Origin of the sequence: Pseudomonas fortuita, from assembly GCF_026898135.2 — a bacterium.
In the GTDB taxonomy this organism is placed as follows: Bacteria; Pseudomonadota; Gammaproteobacteria; order Pseudomonadales; family Pseudomonadaceae; genus Aquipseudomonas; species Aquipseudomonas fortuita.
In genome coordinates, this window is sequence record NZ_CP114035.2 from 2,131,346 (window position 1) to 2,148,401 (window position 17,056).

Consider the following 17,056-nt stretch of genomic DNA (forward strand, 5'->3'; position numbering starts at 1 on the left):
ACCCCGAATTAGCCAGAGCAAATCCATAACAAGTTCAAGAAAGGAGAAACACCATGGCCGAAGCGAAAGTACTCAGTGGCGCAGGTCTGCGCGGTCAGGTGGCCGGCCAGACCGCACTGTCGACCGTGGGCCAGGCCGGTGCCGGGCTGACCTATCGCGGTTACGACGTACGTGACCTGGCAGCAGGTGCCGAATTCGAAGAAGTCGCTTACCTGCTGCTGTACGGCGAACTACCCTCCCAGGCCGAGCTGGATGACTACAAGCGCAAGCTCAAGGGCCTGCGTGACCTGCCGCAAGCCTTGAAAGAAGTACTGGAACGTATCCCGCGTGACGCTCACCCGATGGACGTGATGCGCACCGGTTGCTCGGTGTTGGGCACCCTGGAGCCAGAGCTGACCTTTGAAGCCCAGCGTGACAAGACCGACCGCTTGCTGGCGCTGTTCCCGGCAGTGATGTGCTACTGGTACCGCTTTACCCACCATGGCGTACGCATCGACTGCACCAGTGACGAAGACACGCTCGGCGGCCACTTCCTGCATCTGCTGCACGGCAAGAAGCCGAGCGAGCTGCACGTCAAGGTCATGAATGTGTCGCTGATCCTCTACGCCGAGCACGAGTTCAACGCCTCGACCTTCACCGCCCGCGTCTGCGCGTCGACCTTGTCCGACCTGTACTCCTGCGTCACGGCCGCCATCGGTTCGCTGCGCGGCCCGCTGCACGGGGGGGCCAACGAGGCAGCGATGGAGTTGATCGAGCGTTTCCAGAGCCCGCAGGAAGCCACTGCCGAGCTGCTGCGCATGCTGGAGCGCAAGGACAAGATCATGGGCTTTGGCCACGCCATCTACAAAGAGTCCGACCCGCGCAACGAGGTGATCAAGGGCTGGTCGAAGCAGTTGGCTGACGAAGTGGGCGACACCGTGCTGTACCCGGTTTCCGAAGCCATCGACAAGACCATGTGGGAGCAGAAGCGCCTGTTCCCCAACGCTGACTTCTACCATGCGTCGGCGTATCACTTCATGGGCATTCCGACCAAGCTGTTCACCCCGATCTTCGTCTGTTCGCGCCTGACCGGCTGGGCGGCGCACGTCTTCGAGCAGCGCGCCAACAACCGCATCATCCGCCCGAGCGCCGAGTATGTCGGCGTCGAGCAGCGTCAGTTCGTGCCCATCGAGCAGCGCTGACAGACCGAACCTGTGGGGTGGCCTGGTCCGGCCTCATCGCCGGCAAGCCAGCGCCTACAGGTGTTGCACCGCCCTTGAGGCTTGCGCTGCACCTGTAGCAGCTGGCTTGCCGGCGATGAAGCCGGACCAGCCAACACAGGACAGCAATTAGAAAGCTATCCACGACCGTACCGTGACCGAGCCTGATAACGATATGAACACAGCATTTCGCAAGCACCTGCCAGGCACCGACCTGGACTACTTCGATGCCCGTGCGGCGGTCGAGGCGATCAAGCCCGGCGCCTACGACGGCCTGCCTTACACGTCCCGCGTGCTCGCCGAGAACCTGGTGCGCCGCTGCGACCCGGCAACCCTCGACGCCTCGCTGGGCCAGCTGATCGAGCGCCAGCGCGACCTCGACTTCCCATGGTTCCCGGCCCGCGTGGTGTGCCACGACATCCTCGGCCAGACCGCGCTGGTCGACCTCGCCGGCCTGCGCGATGCCATTGCCGACAAGGGTGGCGACCCAGCTGCCGTCAACCCGGTGGTACCGGTGCAACTGATCGTCGACCACTCGCTGGCAGTGGAGTGCGGTGGCTTCGACCCGCAGGCCTTCGAGAAGAACCGCGCCATTGAAGACCGCCGCAACGAAGACCGCTTTCACTTCATCAACTGGACCAAGAAGGCGTTCAAGAATGTCGACGTGATCCAGCCGGGCAACGGCATCATGCACCAGATCAACCTGGAGAAGATGTCGCCTGTCATCCACAACGACCGCGGCGTGGCCTACCCGGACACCTGCGTCGGCACCGATAGCCACACCCCGCATGTTGATGCCTTGGGCGTGATCGCCATCGGCGTGGGCGGCCTGGAAGCAGAGAACGTGATGCTCGGCCGCGCCTCCTGGATGCGCCTGCCGGAAATCGTCGGCGTCGAGCTGACCGGCAAGCTGGCACCGAACATCACCGCCACCGACCTGGTGCTGGCCTTGACCGAATTCCTGCGCAAACAGAAGGTAGTTGGCGCCTATCTGGAGTTTCACGGTGAAGGTGCCCGGGCCCTGACCCTGGGCGACCGCGCCACCATTTCCAACATGGCGCCGGAATACGGCGCCACCGCAGCGATGTTCGCCATCGACCAGCAGACCATCGACTACCTGCGCCTGACCGGCCGTGAAGAGCAGCAGGTCAAGCTGGTGGAAACCTATGCCAAGGCCACCGGCCTGTGGGCTGACAGCCTGGGCGGCGCCGTCTACGAGCGCACCCTGCGCTTCGACCTGGCGAGCGTGGTGCGCAATATGGCCGGCCCGTCCAACCCGCACGCTCGCGTGGCTACCAGCGACCTGGCAGCCAAAGGCATTGCCGGTAGCTGGGAAGAGGTGCCTGGGCAGATGCCGGACGGCGCGGTAATCATTGCCGCGATCACCAGCTGCACCAACACCAGCAACCCGCGTAACGTGATCGCCGCTGGCCTGATTGCACGCAATGCCAACAGGCTGGGGCTGGCCCGCAAACCGTGGGTCAAGTCGTCGCTGGCGCCAGGTTCCAAGGCTGTGCAGCTGTACCTGGAAGAAGCGGGGCTGGAGAAGGAGCTGGAGCAACTCGGTTTCGGCATCGTCGCCTTCGCCTGCACCACCTGCAACGGGATGTCCGGTGCCCTGGACCCGGCGATCCAGCAAGAAATCATCGACCGAGACCTGTACGCCACCGCCGTGCTGTCGGGCAACCGCAACTTCGACGGGCGTATCCACCCGTATGCCAAGCAGGCCTTCCTGGCCTCGCCGCCGCTGGTGGTGGCCTATGCCATTGCCGGTACCATCCGCTTCGACATCGAAAAGGATGTGCTGGGCGTGGTCGATGGCAAGGAAATCCGCCTCAAGGACATCTGGCCGAGTGATGAAGAGATTGATGCCGTGGTGCGTGCTGCGGTGAAGCCAGAACAGTTCCGCAAGGTGTATATCCCGATGTTCGCCATCGAGGAAGACCGTGGGCCGAAGGTGGCGCCGCTGTATGACTGGCGCCCGATGAGCACCTACATCCGTCGCCCCCCGTACTGGGAAGGCGCATTGGCGGGTGAGCGTACCCTGCGCGGCATGCGCCCGCTGGCGGTACTGCCGGACAACATCACCACCGACCACCTGTCGCCGTCCAACGCCATCATGCTCGACAGCGCCGCCGGTGAGTACCTGGCGAAGATGGGCTTGCCGGAAGAGGACTTCAACTCCTACGCCACTCACCGTGGCGACCACCTGACCGCTCAGCGTGCCACCTTCGCCAACCCCAAGCTGTTCAATGAAATGGTGCGCAAGGAAGACGGTAGCGTGAAGCAGGGCTCGCTGGCGCGTATCGAGCCGGAAGGCAAGGTCACCCGCATGTGGGAGGCAATCGAGACCTACATGCAGCGTAAACAGCCGCTGATCATTGTTGCCGGCGCCGACTACGGCCAGGGTTCGTCCCGTGACTGGGCGGCCAAGGGCGTGCGCCTGGCGGGTGTCGAGGCCATTGTCGCCGAGGGCTTCGAACGCATACACCGCACCAACCTGGTGGGCATGGGTGTATTGCCGCTGGAGTTCAAGCCAGGCACCGACCGCAAGACTCTGGGCCTGGACGGCAGCGAGACCTATGACGTGATTGGCGCGCGTACGCCACGGGCGACCCTGACGTTGGTGGTTACCCGCGCCACTGGCGAGCGCCTGGAAGTGCCGGTGACCTGCCGCCTGGACACTGCAGAGGAGGTGTCGATCTACGAAGCGGGCGGCGTGCTGCAGCGCTTTGCCCAGGACTTCCTCGAAGCGACCGCCTGAACATGAATCGGGGGCCGCATTGCGGCCCATCGCGACACAAGGCCGCTCCCACAACGGGCGGCGCAGTACCTGTGGGAGCGGCCTTGTGTCGCGAAAGGGCTGCATAGCAGCCCCAGGGTATTTCACCGGACTATCAGGATGCCCAAGACAATGGCACATGTACCCCAGATCAAAATCCCCGCTACCTATATCCGTGGCGGCACCAGCAAGGGCGTGTTCTTCCGCCTGCAAGACCTGCCCGAACAGGCGCAAATCCCCGGCCCCGCGCGCGACGCACTGCTGCTGCGGGTCATTGGCAGCCCTGACCCTTACGGCAAGCAGATCGACGGCATGGGCGGCGCGACGTCGAGCACCAGCAAGACCGTGATCCTGTCGCAAAGCATCAAGCCTGAGCACGATGTCGACTACCTGTTCGGCCAGGTCAGCATCGACAAGGCTTTCGTCGACTGGAGCGGCAACTGCGGCAACCTGTCCGCCGCAGTGGGTTCGTTCGCCATCAGCAGCGGCCTGGTCGACCCGGCGCGCATTCCGCGCAACGGCATCGCCACGGTGCGTATCTGGCAGGCGAATATCGGCAAGACCATCATCGCCCACGTCCCGATCACCGAAGGTGAAGTCCAGGAGACCGGCGATTTCGAGCTCGACGGCGTGACCTTCCCGGCCGCCGAGGTGCAACTGGCGTTTCTTGACCCGGCAGCCGATGAAGACGGCGACGGCGGCGCCATGTTCCCTACCGGCCAGCTGATTGATGACCTGGAAGTGCCGGGTGTCGGCACCTTCAAGGCGACCTTGATCAATGCTGGTATCCCGACCATTTTTATCAACGCTGCCGATCTCGGCTACACCGGTACCGAACTGCAGGACGCCATCAACGGCGACCCTCAGGCGCTGCTGCGGTTCGAGACCATTCGCGCCCATGGCGCCGTGCGCATGGGGCTGATCGACAACGTTGAACAGGCTGCCGGGCGTCAGCACACACCAAAAGTGGCGTTCGTTGCGCCACCGAGCACCTACACTGCGTCCAGTGGCAAGTCGGTGCAGGCAAGTGATATCGACCTGCTGGTGCGGGCCTTGTCGATGGGCAAGCTGCACCATGCCATGATGGGGACGGCGGCGGTGGCGATCGGCACTGCGGCGGCCATTCCGGGCACGCTGGTCAACCTCGCCGCTGGTGGGGGCGAGCGTAGCGCTGTGCGTTTTGGCCACCCTTCGGGCACCCTGCGGGTCGGGGCCGAGGCGCGGCAGGTGGGGGGGGAGTGGACAGTAACCAAGGCAATCATGAGCCGCAGTGCTCGCGTGCTGATGGAGGGCTGGGTTCGCGTGCCTGGCGACAGCTTCTAAAGCACCACTGGCGCTCGGCTTTAGTTCGTTGGGGCCGCATAGCGGCCCCGGCAATTCTGAAGGGAGCTGGATATGAGCGCCAACGTAGACCTCAACGACCGCCCGGACTACGACCGGGTGCTGCAAACCCTGGCCGACTACGCCCTCGGTTACCGGGTCGAGTCCCTCGAGGCCCTGGACACCGCGCGCAATTGCCTGATGGACACCCTTGGCTGCGGCCTGCTGGCCCTGCGCTTCCCTGAATGCACCAAGCTCCTCGGCCCTCAGGTGGAAGGCACGCTGGTCCCCAATGGTGCCCGCGTCCCCGGCACCGCCTACCGTCTGGACCCGGTCAAGGCTGCCTGGGACATCGGCTGCACGGTGCGCTGGCTGGACTACAACGACACCTGGCTGGCCGCTGAATGGGCTCATCCCTCGGATAACCTTGGCGGTATCCTGGCTGTTGCTGATCACCTGTCCCAGAAACATGTAGCCGCAGGTGAGGCACCGCTGCTGATGCGTGATGTGCTTGAGGCCATGGTCATGGCGCATGAGATCCAGGGTGTGCTGGCACTGGAAAATTCATTCAACCGCGTCGGCCTCGATCATGTGATTCTGGTGAAGGTGGCTTCAACCGCCGTGTGTGCCAGGCTGATGGGGGCCAATCGCGAGCAGATGCTCTCGGCCTTGTCCCACGCCTTTGTCGACGGTCAGGCCCTGCGTACCTATCGCCACGCGCCCAATGCAGGTTCGCGCAAGTCCTGGGCCGCTGGTGATGCTTCCAGCCGGGGCGTGCGCCTGGCCGATATCGCCCTGCGCGGGGAGATGGGCGTGCCGAGCGTGCTCACGGCCCCGCAGTGGGGCTTCTACGACGTGTTGTTCAGCCATACCAACAAAGATCTGGCACTCAAACCTGCCGGGCAGCAGGCGCTGCGTGTGTCGCAGGCCTTGGGCAGCTACGTGATGGAAAACGTGCTGTTCAAGGTCAGTTTCCCTGCCGAATTCCACGCCCAGACCGCCTGCGAGGCGGCGGTAACCCTGCATCCACTGGTACGCAACCGCCTGCATGAAATCGACCGTATCGTCATCACCACTCAGGAGTCGGCGATCCGCATCATTTCCAAGAGTGGCCCGCTGGCCAATGCTGCCGATCGTGACCACTGCCTGCAGTACATGGTGGCGATACCGCTGATCTTTGGTCATTTGATGGCCGAGCATTATGAGGATGCCTTCCATGCCAACCACCCGAGCATCGACCGCCTGCGCGAGAAGATGGAGGTGGTCGAAGACCCGCGCTTCAGTCGCGAGTATCTGGAGCCGGACAAGCGCTCGATTGCCAACGCGCTGCAGGTGTTTTTCAAGGATGGCAGCAGTACCGCGCAGGTCGTGGTGGAGTACCCGATCGGGCACCGGCGGCGGCGCGGGGAGGGCATACCGCTGCTGGAGGCCAAGTTCAGGGCAAACCTGGGGACGCGATTTGCCCGTCAGCGGTGTGCGCAGATTGTGAATGTGTGCAAGGACCAGCAGCGGCTGGAGGGGATGGCGGTGCACAGGTTTGTGGATTTGTTTGTGATCTGAGGTTGCCAGTACAGCCTGAAACAAAAAAGCCCCGGCATCGCTGCCGGGGCTTTCTTTACAACCTGTAACTCAGCTTAGGCCTGAACCACCGGGATCTTGGCGTTGGCTGCCGCTTCGCGGAACTCGGCGATCTGGTCGAAGCTCAGGTAGCGGTATACATCGGCAGCCATGCTGTCGATGTCTTTCGCGTACTGCATGTACTCTTCGACGGTCGGCAGCTTGCCGATGATCGAAGCGACAGCAGCCAGCTCGGCCGATGCCAGGTACACGTTGGTAGCATCGCCCAGACGGTTCGGGAAGTTACGGGTCGAAGTGGAGACCACGGTCGAACCGGTCTGCACACGCGCCTGGTTACCCATGCACAGCGAGCAGCCTGGCATTTCCATGCGCGCACCGGCCTTGCCGTAGATGCCGTAGTAGCCTTCTTCGGTCAGCTGGTGAGCATCCATCTTGGTTGGCGGAGCCAGCCACAGGCGGGTCGGGATACCGCCCTTGACCTTCTCCAGCAGCTTGCCGGCAGCGCGGAAGTGGCCGATGTTGGTCATGCACGAACCGATGAACACTTCGTCGATCTTCTCGCCCTGTACCGAAGACAGCAGGCGGGCGTCGTCCGGGTCGTTCGGCGCGCAGAGCACGGGCTCTTTGACGTCGGCCAGGTCAATTTCGATGATTTCGGCGTACTCGGCATCGGCGTCGGCCGACAGCAGCTCAGGGTTGGCCAGCCAGGCTTCCATGGCCTGGGCGCGGCGTTCCAGGGTGCGGGCATCGCCGTAGCCTTCGCCGATCATCCAGCGCAGCAGGGTGATGTTGGACGTCAGGTACTCGGCAATGGCCTTCTCTGGCAGCTTGATGGTGCAACCGGCAGCGGAACGCTCGGCCGAGGCGTCGGACAGCTCGAAGGCTTGCTCGACGGTGAGTTCGTCCAGGCCTTCGATTTCCAGGATGCGGCCGGAGAAGGCGTTTTTCTTGCCTTTCTTCTCGACGGTCAGCAGGCCTTTCTGGATGGCGTAGTAAGGGATGGCATGCACCAGGTCACGCAGGGTGATGCCGGGTTGCAGTTTGCCCTTGAAGCGCACCAGGATCGACTCTGGCATGTCCAGCGGCATGACGCCGGTGGCGGCGGCGAAGGCCACCAGGCCGGAACCGGCCGGGAACGAGATGCCGATCGGGAAGCGGGTGTGCGAGTCGCCGCCGGTACCGACGGTGTCAGGCATCAGCATGCGGTTCAGCCAGCTGTGGATGATACCGTCGCCTGGGCGCAACGACACGCCGCCACGGGTGCGGATGAAGTCTGGCAGGGTGTGGTGGGTGGTGACGTCGATCGGCTTCGGATAGGCCGCGGTGTGGCAGAACGACTGCATGACCAGGTCAGCGGAGAAGCCCAGGCACGCCAGGTCTTTCAGCTCGTCGCGGGTCATCGGGCCAGTGGTGTCCTGGGAACCGACGGTGGTCATCTTCGGCTCGCAGTAAGCACCTGGGCGCACGCCCTGGCCTTCTGGCAGGCCACAGGCACGGCCAACCATTTTTTGCGCCAGAGTGAAGCCCTTGCCGGAATCGGCAGGCTGCTCGGGTTTCTTGAACAGGTCGGAAGCACCCAGGCCCAGCTCGGCGCGGGCTTTTTCGGTCAGGCCACGGCCAACGATCAGCGGGATACGGCCGCCAGCGCGGACTTCGTCCAGCAGCACTTCGGTTTTCAGCTCGAAGTTGGTGACCAGTTCGTCGCTGCCGTGACGGCGTACTTCACCTTTGTAAGGGTAAACGTCGATGACGTCGCCCATGCCCAGGTTGGTGCAGTCGAATTCGATCGGCAGGGCGCCGGCGTCTTCCATGGTGTTGTAGAAGATCGGGGCGATCTTGGTGCCGAAGCAGAAGCCACCGGCGCGCTTGTTCGGCACGTACGGAATGTCGTCGCCGAAGAACCACAGTACCGAGTTGGTAGCGGATTTACGCGAGGAGCCGGTACCGACCACGTCACCTACATAGGCAACCGGGAAGCCCTTGGCCTTGACGGCTTCGATCTGTGCCAGCGGGCCGACCGAACCAGGCTGCTGCGGCTCGATGCCGTCGCGGGCCATTTTCAGCATGGCCAGGGCGTGCAGCGGGATGTCAGGGCGCGACCAGGCGTCCGGAGCAGGCGACAGGTCGTCGGTGTTGGTTTCGCCAGGCACCTTGAACACGGTCAGGGTGTACTTCTCGGCGATGGCCGGGCGGGCGGTGAACCACTCGCCGGCAGCCCAGGAGTCCAGCACGGCCTTGGCGTGAGCGTTGCCGGCCTTGGCTTTTTCGGCCACGTCGTGGAAGGCATCGAACATCAGCAGGGTGTGCTTGAGCTGTTCGGCCGCGACGGCGCCCAGTTCGGCGTCATCCAGCAGTGCGACCAGCGTTTCGATGTTGTAGCCGCCCTGCATGGTGCCCAGCAGTTCGGTGGCGTGCTTGCGGTCGATCAGTGGCGACTTGGCTTCGCCCTTGGCAACAGCAGAGAGGAAAGCGGCCTTGACGTAGGCAGCTTCGTCGACCCCTGGCGGTACGCGGTTGGTGATCAGGTCTACGAGGAAGGCTTCTTCGCCGGCCGGCGGGTTTTTCAGCAGCTCGACCAGGCCTGCAGTTTGTTCGGCGTTCAGCGGCTGGGGCACGATACCCAGGGCGGCACGCTCTTCGATGTGTTTGCGGTAGGCTTCAAGCACAGTTATTTCCCTCATCAGTGGTCCCTAAAGGGGGTCCGGGACGCTTATCCAGCATTCAATGCACCCATGCGCTGCGCCGGCTTTGTGGGCCGCCCAGCCAGAGTCGCAAAGAATCCTTACAGAAGCTGCTTTCAAAGTTTTACGCCTGCAGAACGGGGAGCTGATGAGGGCTGGCACGGGCATGCGAGGGGTGCATGGCCCGGGCCAACGCCGTTCTACCGGATTAACTGTGCTCGTGACGCTTTGAAAACAGCTTCCAACGGACATTGTTGCCTTCGAAAAGGCCGGATGATTCTACGGCAAAAAAAGCCCGAAGGTAAGGCGGTGAACATGACTTTAACGAGTGACCCTGGTTAGACAAAGGGCTAACATGGGCCGGTGTTCCACCGCCAAGCTGTTGTTTTTCATGTCCAACAAGTCCATCAAAACCCCTTGCGTCGGCCTGTGCTCCACGGTGTACGGAGACACGGTGTGCCGTGGCTGCAAGCGTTTTCACCACGAAGTGATCAACTGGAACGGCTACGACGACGCGCAGAAGCGTGCGGTGTGGCTGCGCCTTGAGCAGTTGCTGGTACAGGTGATGATGGCCAAGCTGGAAGTGTTCGACAAAAGCCTGTTGCGCCAGCAACTGGAGCAGCGCTCCATCCGCTTTGTCGATCAGCAGTCGGAATATTGCTGGGCTTACCAGCTGATAGCCCGCGGGGCGCGGATGATCCGTGACCTGGAGGCCTACGGCATGGTGTTGCTGCCGGAGTTCCGTGGCTGGGAACTGCCGCAACTGCGCGACGCCATCGATCGCGAGTTCTTCCTGCTTTCAGAAGCGCATTACCAGCGCTACATCGCTCCCAGCTTCCTGCGCGATGCCATGGGCAGCGCGCAGGGCCAGTGAGCAGGGCGAATCAGTCGCCGGTATATTCGCAACCACTGGTGCAGGTTTCGTGGATGCGCACCTTCGACAGCTCTGGCATCAGCGGCTTGACCTGGTCCCAGATCCACTTGGCGATCACTTCGCTGGTCGGGTTTTCCAGGCCAGGGATGTCGTTCAGGTAATTGTGGTCCAGTTGCTCGTAAATGGGCTTGAAGATCGCCTTGACCTCGGCGAAGTCGCGGATCCAGCCCGTGTGCGGGTCGAGCGGGCCGGTCAGGTGCAGGCCGACCTTGAACGAGTGGCCATGCAGGCGGCCGCATTTGTGCCCTTCAGGGACGTGGGGCAGGCGATGGGCCGATTCGAATGTGAATTCTTTGAAAATTTCCACGCTGTCATAACTCTGTGTGAATCAATAATGCGCGCAGTCTACCAGCATGGCCGTTACAAGGCTTGCAGGCGTTCATGCAGCCGCCCGGTGGCGACCAGCTCCAGCAGCTCGTCGCCCAGGCGCTGGCTTTCAGCGATGGCCTTGTACCAATAGCGCTTGCGGCCTGGTGCATCGCCCAGGAAGCGCTTGAAGTCGTTGCGGTCGGGCAGCTTGCCGTAGGGCAAGGCGGCCAGGTATTGCGGCGAAGGGGTCATCAGCAGCACGTTCTGCAGGCGGGTGGCATCGCCCTTGCGCCAAGGCAAGGCTTTGTCGAACCAGCCCGGTACCACCTTGTCGGTGAAGTGCGGGTACAGCACCAGATCGTCGCCACGGTAGGGCAGGTCGAGGTGGTAGTCGAGCAGGCCGCCGTCGCGGTAGGTGCCGGCGCCAGCACCGGGGATGTCTTTCACGCCGTGCATGACCATGGGGATCGAACCCGAGGCCAGCAGGGCGTGGCGCAGGTTGGTCAGGTCCAGCGGCAGGTAGCGTGAGGGGAAGTCGGTCAGTGCGTCGAGCGGCGGCGCGGCGCGCCCGTCATGCAGGATGATGCGCTCGAAGTGGCGCGCCAGCCGCGAACGGCCAAGCAGGTTGCTGGCAACTACCGAGCCCAGGCCCAGGCCCAGCCGGCCGCGATGGTCGTGGGCAAGCTGGCCGTGGCTTTTCACTACCAGGATATTCAGGTGATAGTGCGGGTTGGCCAGCAGTTGGGCGTCACGGCCCTGCAGCAGGTCGTCGAGCATGCGTTGGCAACTGTGGCTGATTTCGGCCGGGGTGGCGCCCTTGGCAAAATCCAGTTCGGTGTACAGCTCGCCCAGCCGACGGATACCGGCGATGGGGTCCTCGAGGCAGGCGCTGGCGAAGCGCCAGGCACCGATCGAAGCGCCTATCAGGGCGCGCTGGCGGGGTGCCGAAGGCAGCCACTCGCCGAACAGTGCCAGGTCCAGCCCCTGGATACCCAGCGGCTTGGGCCCACCGGCTGCACCCGGCAGCACCCCGACATCGGCGGCTTGCAGGCCGCGCTCGCGGATGTGTTGCAGGGCACGCTGGCCGGCCTTGAAGGTGAGGGCAGGGTACTTGATGTGGATGGCGCTCATGACGGATCTCTCGGGCATGTCGGTGCGAAAGGGCCGTCATAGCCTACACAACTGGCTGCACCAGCTGCAGACCGAGTCTGTCTGAAGGTGTAACTGCGCTATCATGCCGCCAGCTGTTTTCAGGTTCAATTAAGGACCGGTGGTTAGTCTTGATTGCGTAGACAACTTACACAGTTCTCAGGAGAGAAGAACGATGAAAACCTTGACTGCCCTGTTCGCCGCCACCGCCCTCGCCCTGGGGGCCAATGCTGCTTTCGCCAAGGATGTACAGCCTGACGAAGTGGTCAAGCTGGTCAACGCCAAGACCATCAAGTCGCTGGATGAGCTCAAAGCCGCCGCCGTGGCCAAGCACCCCGGTGCCACCGTCACCGACTCGGAGCTGGAAAACGAATACGGTCGCTACATCTACAAGGTAGAGATGCGTGACACCCAGAACGTCGAATGGGACGTCGACCTGGACGCCAAGACCGGTGAAGTGCTGAAGGACGAGCGGGACAGCTGATGATTCACTTACCGCGGCCAGCGCGCTACCTCGCGCTGGCGCTGTTGGCCGTATGCTCTCTGGCCGCTGCCCGCGACCTTGACCAGGACGAAGCCCTGAAGCTTCGCCAGAAGGGCGTCATCCTGCCGCTTGAGCAATTGCTGGAAACCGCCTTGGGGCGTTACCCCGGGGCGCGCCTGCTGGAAGCCGAGCTGGAAGAAGACGACGATCGCTACGAATATGAAGTCGAGCTGCTGACGGCTGAAGGTGTGGTGCGCGAGATCAAGCTCGATGCCAGCACCGGTGCCCTGCTCAAAGACGAGGAAGACGACTGAATGCGCCTGTTGCTTGTCGAGGACAATGTCCCGCTGGCTGACGAACTGACTGCTGGCCTGCAGCGCCAGGGCTATGCCGTGGACTGGCTGGCCGACGGCCGAGACGCGGTCTACCAAGGCCAGAGCGAACCCTACGACCTGATCATTCTCGACCTTGGCCTGCCTGGCTTGCCGGGCCTGGACGTACTGGCCCAGTGGCGCGCTGCCGGCCTGGCCACCCCGGTGCTGATCCTCACCGCCCGTGGCTCCTGGGCCGAGCGCATCGAAGGGTTGAAGGCCGGGGCCGATGACTACCTGAGCAAACCGTTTCACCCGGAGGAGCTGCAATTGCGTATCCAGGCGTTGCTGCGGCGTGCCCGGGGCCTGGCCAACCAGCCGAAACTGGAGGCGGCCGGGCTGCACCTGGATGAAAGCCGTCAGTGCGTGAGCCGTGATGGCGTGGATGTGCAGCTGACTGCTGCGGAGTTCCGGCTGCTGCGTTACTTCATGCTGCACCCGCAGCAGATCCTGTCCAAGAGCCACTTGGCCGAGCACCTTTACGATGGTGAAACCGAGCGTGACTCCAACGTGTTGGAAGTGCACGTCAATCACTTGCGGCGCAAGCTGGGCCGTAGCGTGATCGAGACCCGTCGCGGGCAGGGCTATATCTATGCCGGGAGCGCTGAGTGAAGTCGATCCAGGCCCGCCTGAGCCTTGGCCTGGTGGCGGTGCTGGTGGTGGTGGGCGTGGTGCTGGCGCAACTGACTTTGTGGCTGTTCGAAGCCGGCCTGCAGCGCTATCTGGAAAACGGCCTGCGCAAGGAAAGCGAGAACCTGCTGGTGGCATTGGTGCGTGGCCCGTCCGGCCTGCAGCTGGATGAGCGCCGTATTTCGGCTGCCTACCAGCGGCCCTTTTCCGGTTACTACTTCCGCATCGATTTCGACAAAGGTACCTGGAGGTCCCGTTCGCTGTGGGATCTGGACATGCCGAAACCTTCGGCGCCCGGGCTCTCCGACAGTCATGAACTCGGCCCGGAAGGCCAGCAACTGTTGGCCCTGCGCGCCGACTACCGGCGCCTGGGCCAGGACATCTCGATCAGCGTGGCGCAGGACTATTCGCCGGTGCGCGAAGGCTTCCGGCGCTTGCAGCAGATCGGCCTGGGCATGGGGTTGGTGGCCCTGATCCTGGTCCTGGTGCTGCAGCGCATCACGGTTACCCGCTCGCTGCGGCCGCTGGAGCGGGCACGCCAGCAAATCGCCCAACTGCAGCAGGGCCAGCGCTCGCAGCTGGATGAGGAGGTGCCCAGCGAATTGGCGCCACTGGTGGGGCAGGTCAACCACCTGCTCAGCCATACCGAAGATAGCCTGCGCCGTTCGCGCAATGCCTTGGGCAACCTGGGGCATGCGCTGAAGACGCCGTTGGCAGTGCTGCTGAGCCTGGCCTCCAGCGAGCGTCTGAAGGATTTGCCCGAAGTCCGCGCGCAGATGCGCGAGCAGCTGGAGCAGATTCAGCAGCGGCTGGCGCGCGAGCTGAACCGTGCGCGGCTGGCGGGTGACGCGTTGCCAGGCGCGCAGTTCGATTGTGACGCCGAGCTACCGGGGTTGCTGGGCACGTTGGGCATGATTCACGGAGAAGGCCTGCTGTTGGCAAGTGATGTGCCGCCCGGGCTGTTATTGCCATGGGACCGTGAAGACTTCCTGGAGCTGCTGGGCAACCTGCTGGATAACGCCTGCAAGTGGGCTGACAGCGAGGTGCGACTGGGTATTGCGCCTAGTGCCGAGGGTTATCAGCTGTGGGTCGATGACGACGGTCCCGGCATCCCTGAGGGCCAGCGCCAGCAAGTGCTGGAGCGTGGTTCGCGGTTGGACGAGCAGGTGGACGGGCATGGCCTGGGCTTGGGCATCGTGCGCGATATCGTCGACGCCTGGGGCGGGCAACTGGCCTTGGAAGAGAGCCCGCTGGGCGGATTGCGCGTGAGCATTGACCTGCCGCGCAAGGCCCGGTAATGCAGGGGCCGCTGTGCGGCCCATCGCGACACAAGGCCGCGCAGCGCCCCTTTGGCCCTATCAGTACTGCAAAAAAACTGCAGTACAGCCGCAGTTTTTTGAATTAGCCCAATTTCCCTCCACCCGGCAAAATCCCCCTCACGAAACCCTGCGGTTTCCATCTCTCCACGGACGGAGCCCCTTGTGGTATTGCACGCGCAATACGAGGCCCAGGCCAGCTCGGCTGGGCTTTCTTTTTAATCAGAAATAGCAAAGATCCCGATTACCTAAATGTCTGCCTCGCGTTCCGAAAACCGTCTGCAGCGCCTGTTGCCGGCGCCTCTGAATACCCCTCCAAAAGAATGGTTGCGTGCCGGTATCGGTGCGGTGTTCGGTTTGTTCCTTGCGGGCTGGCTGACCAGCATGGCCTACGGTCCCGACATCGCCTTGCACCTGCTGGGCCCGCTGGCTGCCTCGGCAGTGCTGGTATTCGCCGTGCATTCCGGCCCATTGGCCCAACCTTGGCCGGTGCTGGGTAGCTACGCGCTGGCTGGCGCGGTCGGCCTGGCCCTGCGCCAAGGCTTTGGCCCGGAACTGTGGGTGGCCGCTGCGGCCCTGGGTATCTCGATCCTGGTCATGTGCCTGCTGCGCTGCCTGCACCCGCCGGGTGGCGGGGTGGCGGTGAGTGCAGTGCTGGCCGACACAGGGCTGACCGCCATGGGTGATCACCTGCTTGAGCCGATCCTGCTCAATGCACTGATCCTGGTGAGCGTGGCGGTGCTCTACAACCGCCTCACCGGGGTGCGCTACCCGAAAGGCGTCGCGGTACGCAAAGACTCGCACCACACCCACGACCGACAGCCCAGTGAACGGGTCGGCATCCGTGGCGAGGACCTGGACCAGGCCCTCGAAGAGTTGGGTGAGTTCGTCGACGTTACCCGTGACGAGCTGGAGCGCATCATCCTGGCCACCGAGCAGCACGCCCTGCAGCGCAGCCTTGGCGGTATTACCGCGGCCTCGGTAATGTCGCGCGATGTTCAGTTTGCCACGCCCCAGACTACCCTCGAGCAGGCCTGGAAAATGCTGGCCAGCCACCACCTGAAAACCCTGCCGGTGTTGCAACAGGGCAGGCTGGTGGGCATCGTCAGCCTTAGCGACCTGGTGGGCCCGGCGATGCAGCATGGCCGCTTCAGCTGGCGGGGGCTGTTCGGCCGCAAGGCGGTACGCATGGAGCAGGTGATGAGCCGGCGGGTGGTCAGTGTCAGCAGTCAGCACCCGCTTGAGTGCCTGCTGCCGTTGCTGTGCGAGCAAGGTCTGCACTGCCTGCCGGTGCTCGATGGCGACCAGTTGGTGGGGGTAATCACCCAGACCGACCTCATCGCCGGCCTCAAGCGGCAACTGCTCAGCAAAGCCGTGGCCTCAGATAACCGGGTCCCAGCGTTGTGACCAGTCGCTGGCGCCGGCGGCGACCAGCCGGCGCAGGATGGCGAAGGCCTGTTGCAGGGCCTCGCTGTCGCGCTTGCGTGGGTACACCAGAAAGGTCGGGTAGGTGAATTCCGGTGCCTGCGGTACCCGCTCGAACACGCCACTGTCCAGGTAAGCCTGCACCACCCGCGTACGAAAATAACCGCTGCCGCCCTGATCGAGGATGAACTGCAAGGCCAGTGGGCCCAGGTTGAAGCTGAGCGCCGGGCGGGCGCAGTCGGGCAGGGCGGCATCGTGCTGGCGGCGGAAGGCCTCGCCCCAGTCGATGTACACATAGGGCTCTGGCCGGTCGACCCGGCGCACGCGGATCAGCTTCTCTTCCATCAACTGTTCCACCTGCAGGCCCGGCCCGTAGGTCGGCTGGTACACCAGCGCAGCGTCCAGCAAACCCATCTCGACCTTGCGCAGCAGCGACTCGCCGTCGCTCACCTCGCTGCGGATGGCATGGCTGGGCAGCTCACGGTGCAGGGCGCTGACCCAGTCGAGCAGCATCGGGTTGCCCAGGCTCACTTCTCCCCCCACATGCAGCACTTGCTGGCAGCCCTCAGGTAGCGGCAGGTCACGTCGCGCCGCTTCCCAGGTTTGTACCAGCTGGTTGGCATAACTGACGAATGCCTCGCCATCGCTGGTCAGGCTGGCGCCGTTGCGGCTGCGCACGAACAGCTGGCAGCCCAGTTGCTGCTCCAGGCGCTGAACCCTGGCGGTTATGGCCGTTTGTGACACGAACAGGCGTTCGGCGGCGGCGACCAGGCTGCCGCAACGCACGATTTCCAGGAAGGTTCGGGCCTGATCGATGTCCATGGGCTGCTCGGTGGCTGAGGGTGGCCTATTCTAGAGGCTTTGCACCGTTATGGGGC

At 63.5% G+C, this 17,056-nt stretch carries 14 protein-coding genes; 10 read left to right on the plus strand and 4 right to left on the minus strand.

What is annotated here, in order from left to right; genetic code table 11:
- The first annotated feature begins 53 nt into the window (after window positions 1-53).
- From prpC to prpD, 4 genes are all read left to right on the plus strand, one after another.
- Window positions 54-1,181: a bifunctional 2-methylcitrate synthase/citrate synthase gene (gene prpC, locus OZ911_RS09840; protein WP_016485913.1), complete on the plus strand. Its 1,128-nt coding sequence runs from the start codon at window positions 54-56 to the stop codon at window positions 1,179-1,181.
- 193 nt (window positions 1,182-1,374) lie between these two features.
- Entirely contained in the window at window positions 1,375-3,963 is a 2,589-nt protein-coding gene (acnD, locus tag OZ911_RS09845) for a Fe/S-dependent 2-methylisocitrate dehydratase AcnD (RefSeq protein ID WP_060518837.1), read from the plus strand.
- A 150-nt stretch (window positions 3,964-4,113) separates the two neighbouring features.
- Complete coding sequence (prpF, locus tag OZ911_RS09850) at window positions 4,114-5,304, plus strand: 2-methylaconitate cis-trans isomerase PrpF (protein WP_070086792.1); 1,191 nt, start codon at window positions 4,114-4,116, stop codon at window positions 5,302-5,304.
- A gap of 72 nt (window positions 5,305-5,376) precedes the next feature.
- Window positions 5,377-6,861 (plus strand): 2-methylcitrate dehydratase, encoded by a 1,485-nt coding sequence (gene prpD / locus OZ911_RS09855; protein WP_016485916.1) that lies wholly within the window; start codon window positions 5,377-5,379, stop codon window positions 6,859-6,861.
- Window positions 6,862-6,935: 74 nt separating this feature from the next.
- On the opposite strand, the gene acnB is transcribed toward prpD, so the two are convergent.
- The gene (acnB, locus tag OZ911_RS09860; RefSeq protein ID WP_016485917.1) at window positions 6,936-9,545 is read right to left on the minus strand and encodes a bifunctional aconitate hydratase 2/2-methylisocitrate dehydratase; all 2,610 of its coding nucleotides are present in this window, start codon (window positions 9,543-9,545) and stop codon (window positions 6,936-6,938) included.
- 406 nt (window positions 9,546-9,951) lie between these two features.
- On the opposite strand from acnB, the gene OZ911_RS09865 reads away from it, so the two are divergent.
- A complete protein-coding gene (locus OZ911_RS09865) occupies window positions 9,952-10,434 on the plus strand; it encodes a DUF1289 domain-containing protein (protein ID WP_161775554.1) in 483 nt (160 codons plus the stop codon).
- 10 nt (window positions 10,435-10,444) lie between these two features.
- On the opposite strand, the gene queD is transcribed toward OZ911_RS09865, so the two are convergent.
- Window positions 10,445-10,801 (minus strand): 6-carboxytetrahydropterin synthase QueD, encoded by a 357-nt coding sequence (gene queD / locus OZ911_RS09870; RefSeq protein ID WP_012271598.1) that lies wholly within the window; start codon window positions 10,799-10,801, stop codon window positions 10,445-10,447.
- Window positions 10,802-10,854: 53 nt separating this feature from the next.
- Window positions 10,855-11,934 carry a patatin-like phospholipase domain-containing protein gene (locus OZ911_RS09875; protein WP_016485919.1) on the minus strand — a complete coding sequence of 360 codons (1,080 nt, stop codon included), beginning with the start codon at window positions 11,932-11,934 and terminating at the stop codon, window positions 10,855-10,857.
- A gap of 193 nt (window positions 11,935-12,127) precedes the next feature.
- On the opposite strand from OZ911_RS09875, the gene OZ911_RS09880 reads away from it, so the two are divergent.
- The 5 genes from OZ911_RS09880 (at window position 12,128) to OZ911_RS09900 (ending at window position 16,160) form a co-directional block, all read left to right on the plus strand.
- Complete coding sequence (locus tag OZ911_RS09880) at window positions 12,128-12,436, plus strand: PepSY domain-containing protein (protein ID WP_016485920.1); 309 nt, start codon at window positions 12,128-12,130, stop codon at window positions 12,434-12,436.
- Complete coding sequence (locus tag OZ911_RS09885; RefSeq protein WP_016485921.1) at window positions 12,436-12,750, plus strand: PepSY domain-containing protein; 315 nt, start codon at window positions 12,436-12,438, stop codon at window positions 12,748-12,750. The genes OZ911_RS09880 and OZ911_RS09885 overlap by 1 nt, the downstream gene beginning before the upstream one ends.
- A complete protein-coding gene (locus OZ911_RS09890; RefSeq protein ID WP_016485922.1) occupies window positions 12,751-13,419 on the plus strand; it encodes a response regulator transcription factor in 669 nt (222 codons plus the stop codon).
- On the plus strand, window positions 13,416-14,735 hold the full coding sequence (locus tag OZ911_RS09895; RefSeq protein ID WP_016485923.1) for an ATP-binding protein: 1,320 nt from the start codon (window positions 13,416-13,418) through the stop codon (window positions 14,733-14,735). The genes OZ911_RS09890 and OZ911_RS09895 overlap by 4 nt, the downstream gene beginning before the upstream one ends.
- Window positions 14,736-15,005: 270 nt before the next feature.
- Window positions 15,006-16,160, plus strand: coding sequence for an HPP family protein (locus OZ911_RS09900; RefSeq protein WP_023049246.1), 1,155 nt, complete (start codon window positions 15,006-15,008; stop codon window positions 16,158-16,160).
- On the opposite strand, the gene OZ911_RS09905 is transcribed toward OZ911_RS09900, so the two are convergent.
- The gene (locus OZ911_RS09905) at window positions 16,134-17,000 is read right to left on the minus strand and encodes a LysR family transcriptional regulator (RefSeq protein ID WP_023049247.1); all 867 of its coding nucleotides are present in this window, start codon (window positions 16,998-17,000) and stop codon (window positions 16,134-16,136) included. The two genes, OZ911_RS09900 and OZ911_RS09905, sit on opposite strands and share 27 nt — an antisense overlap.
- Between the last annotated feature and the right edge of the window lie 56 nt (window positions 17,001-17,056).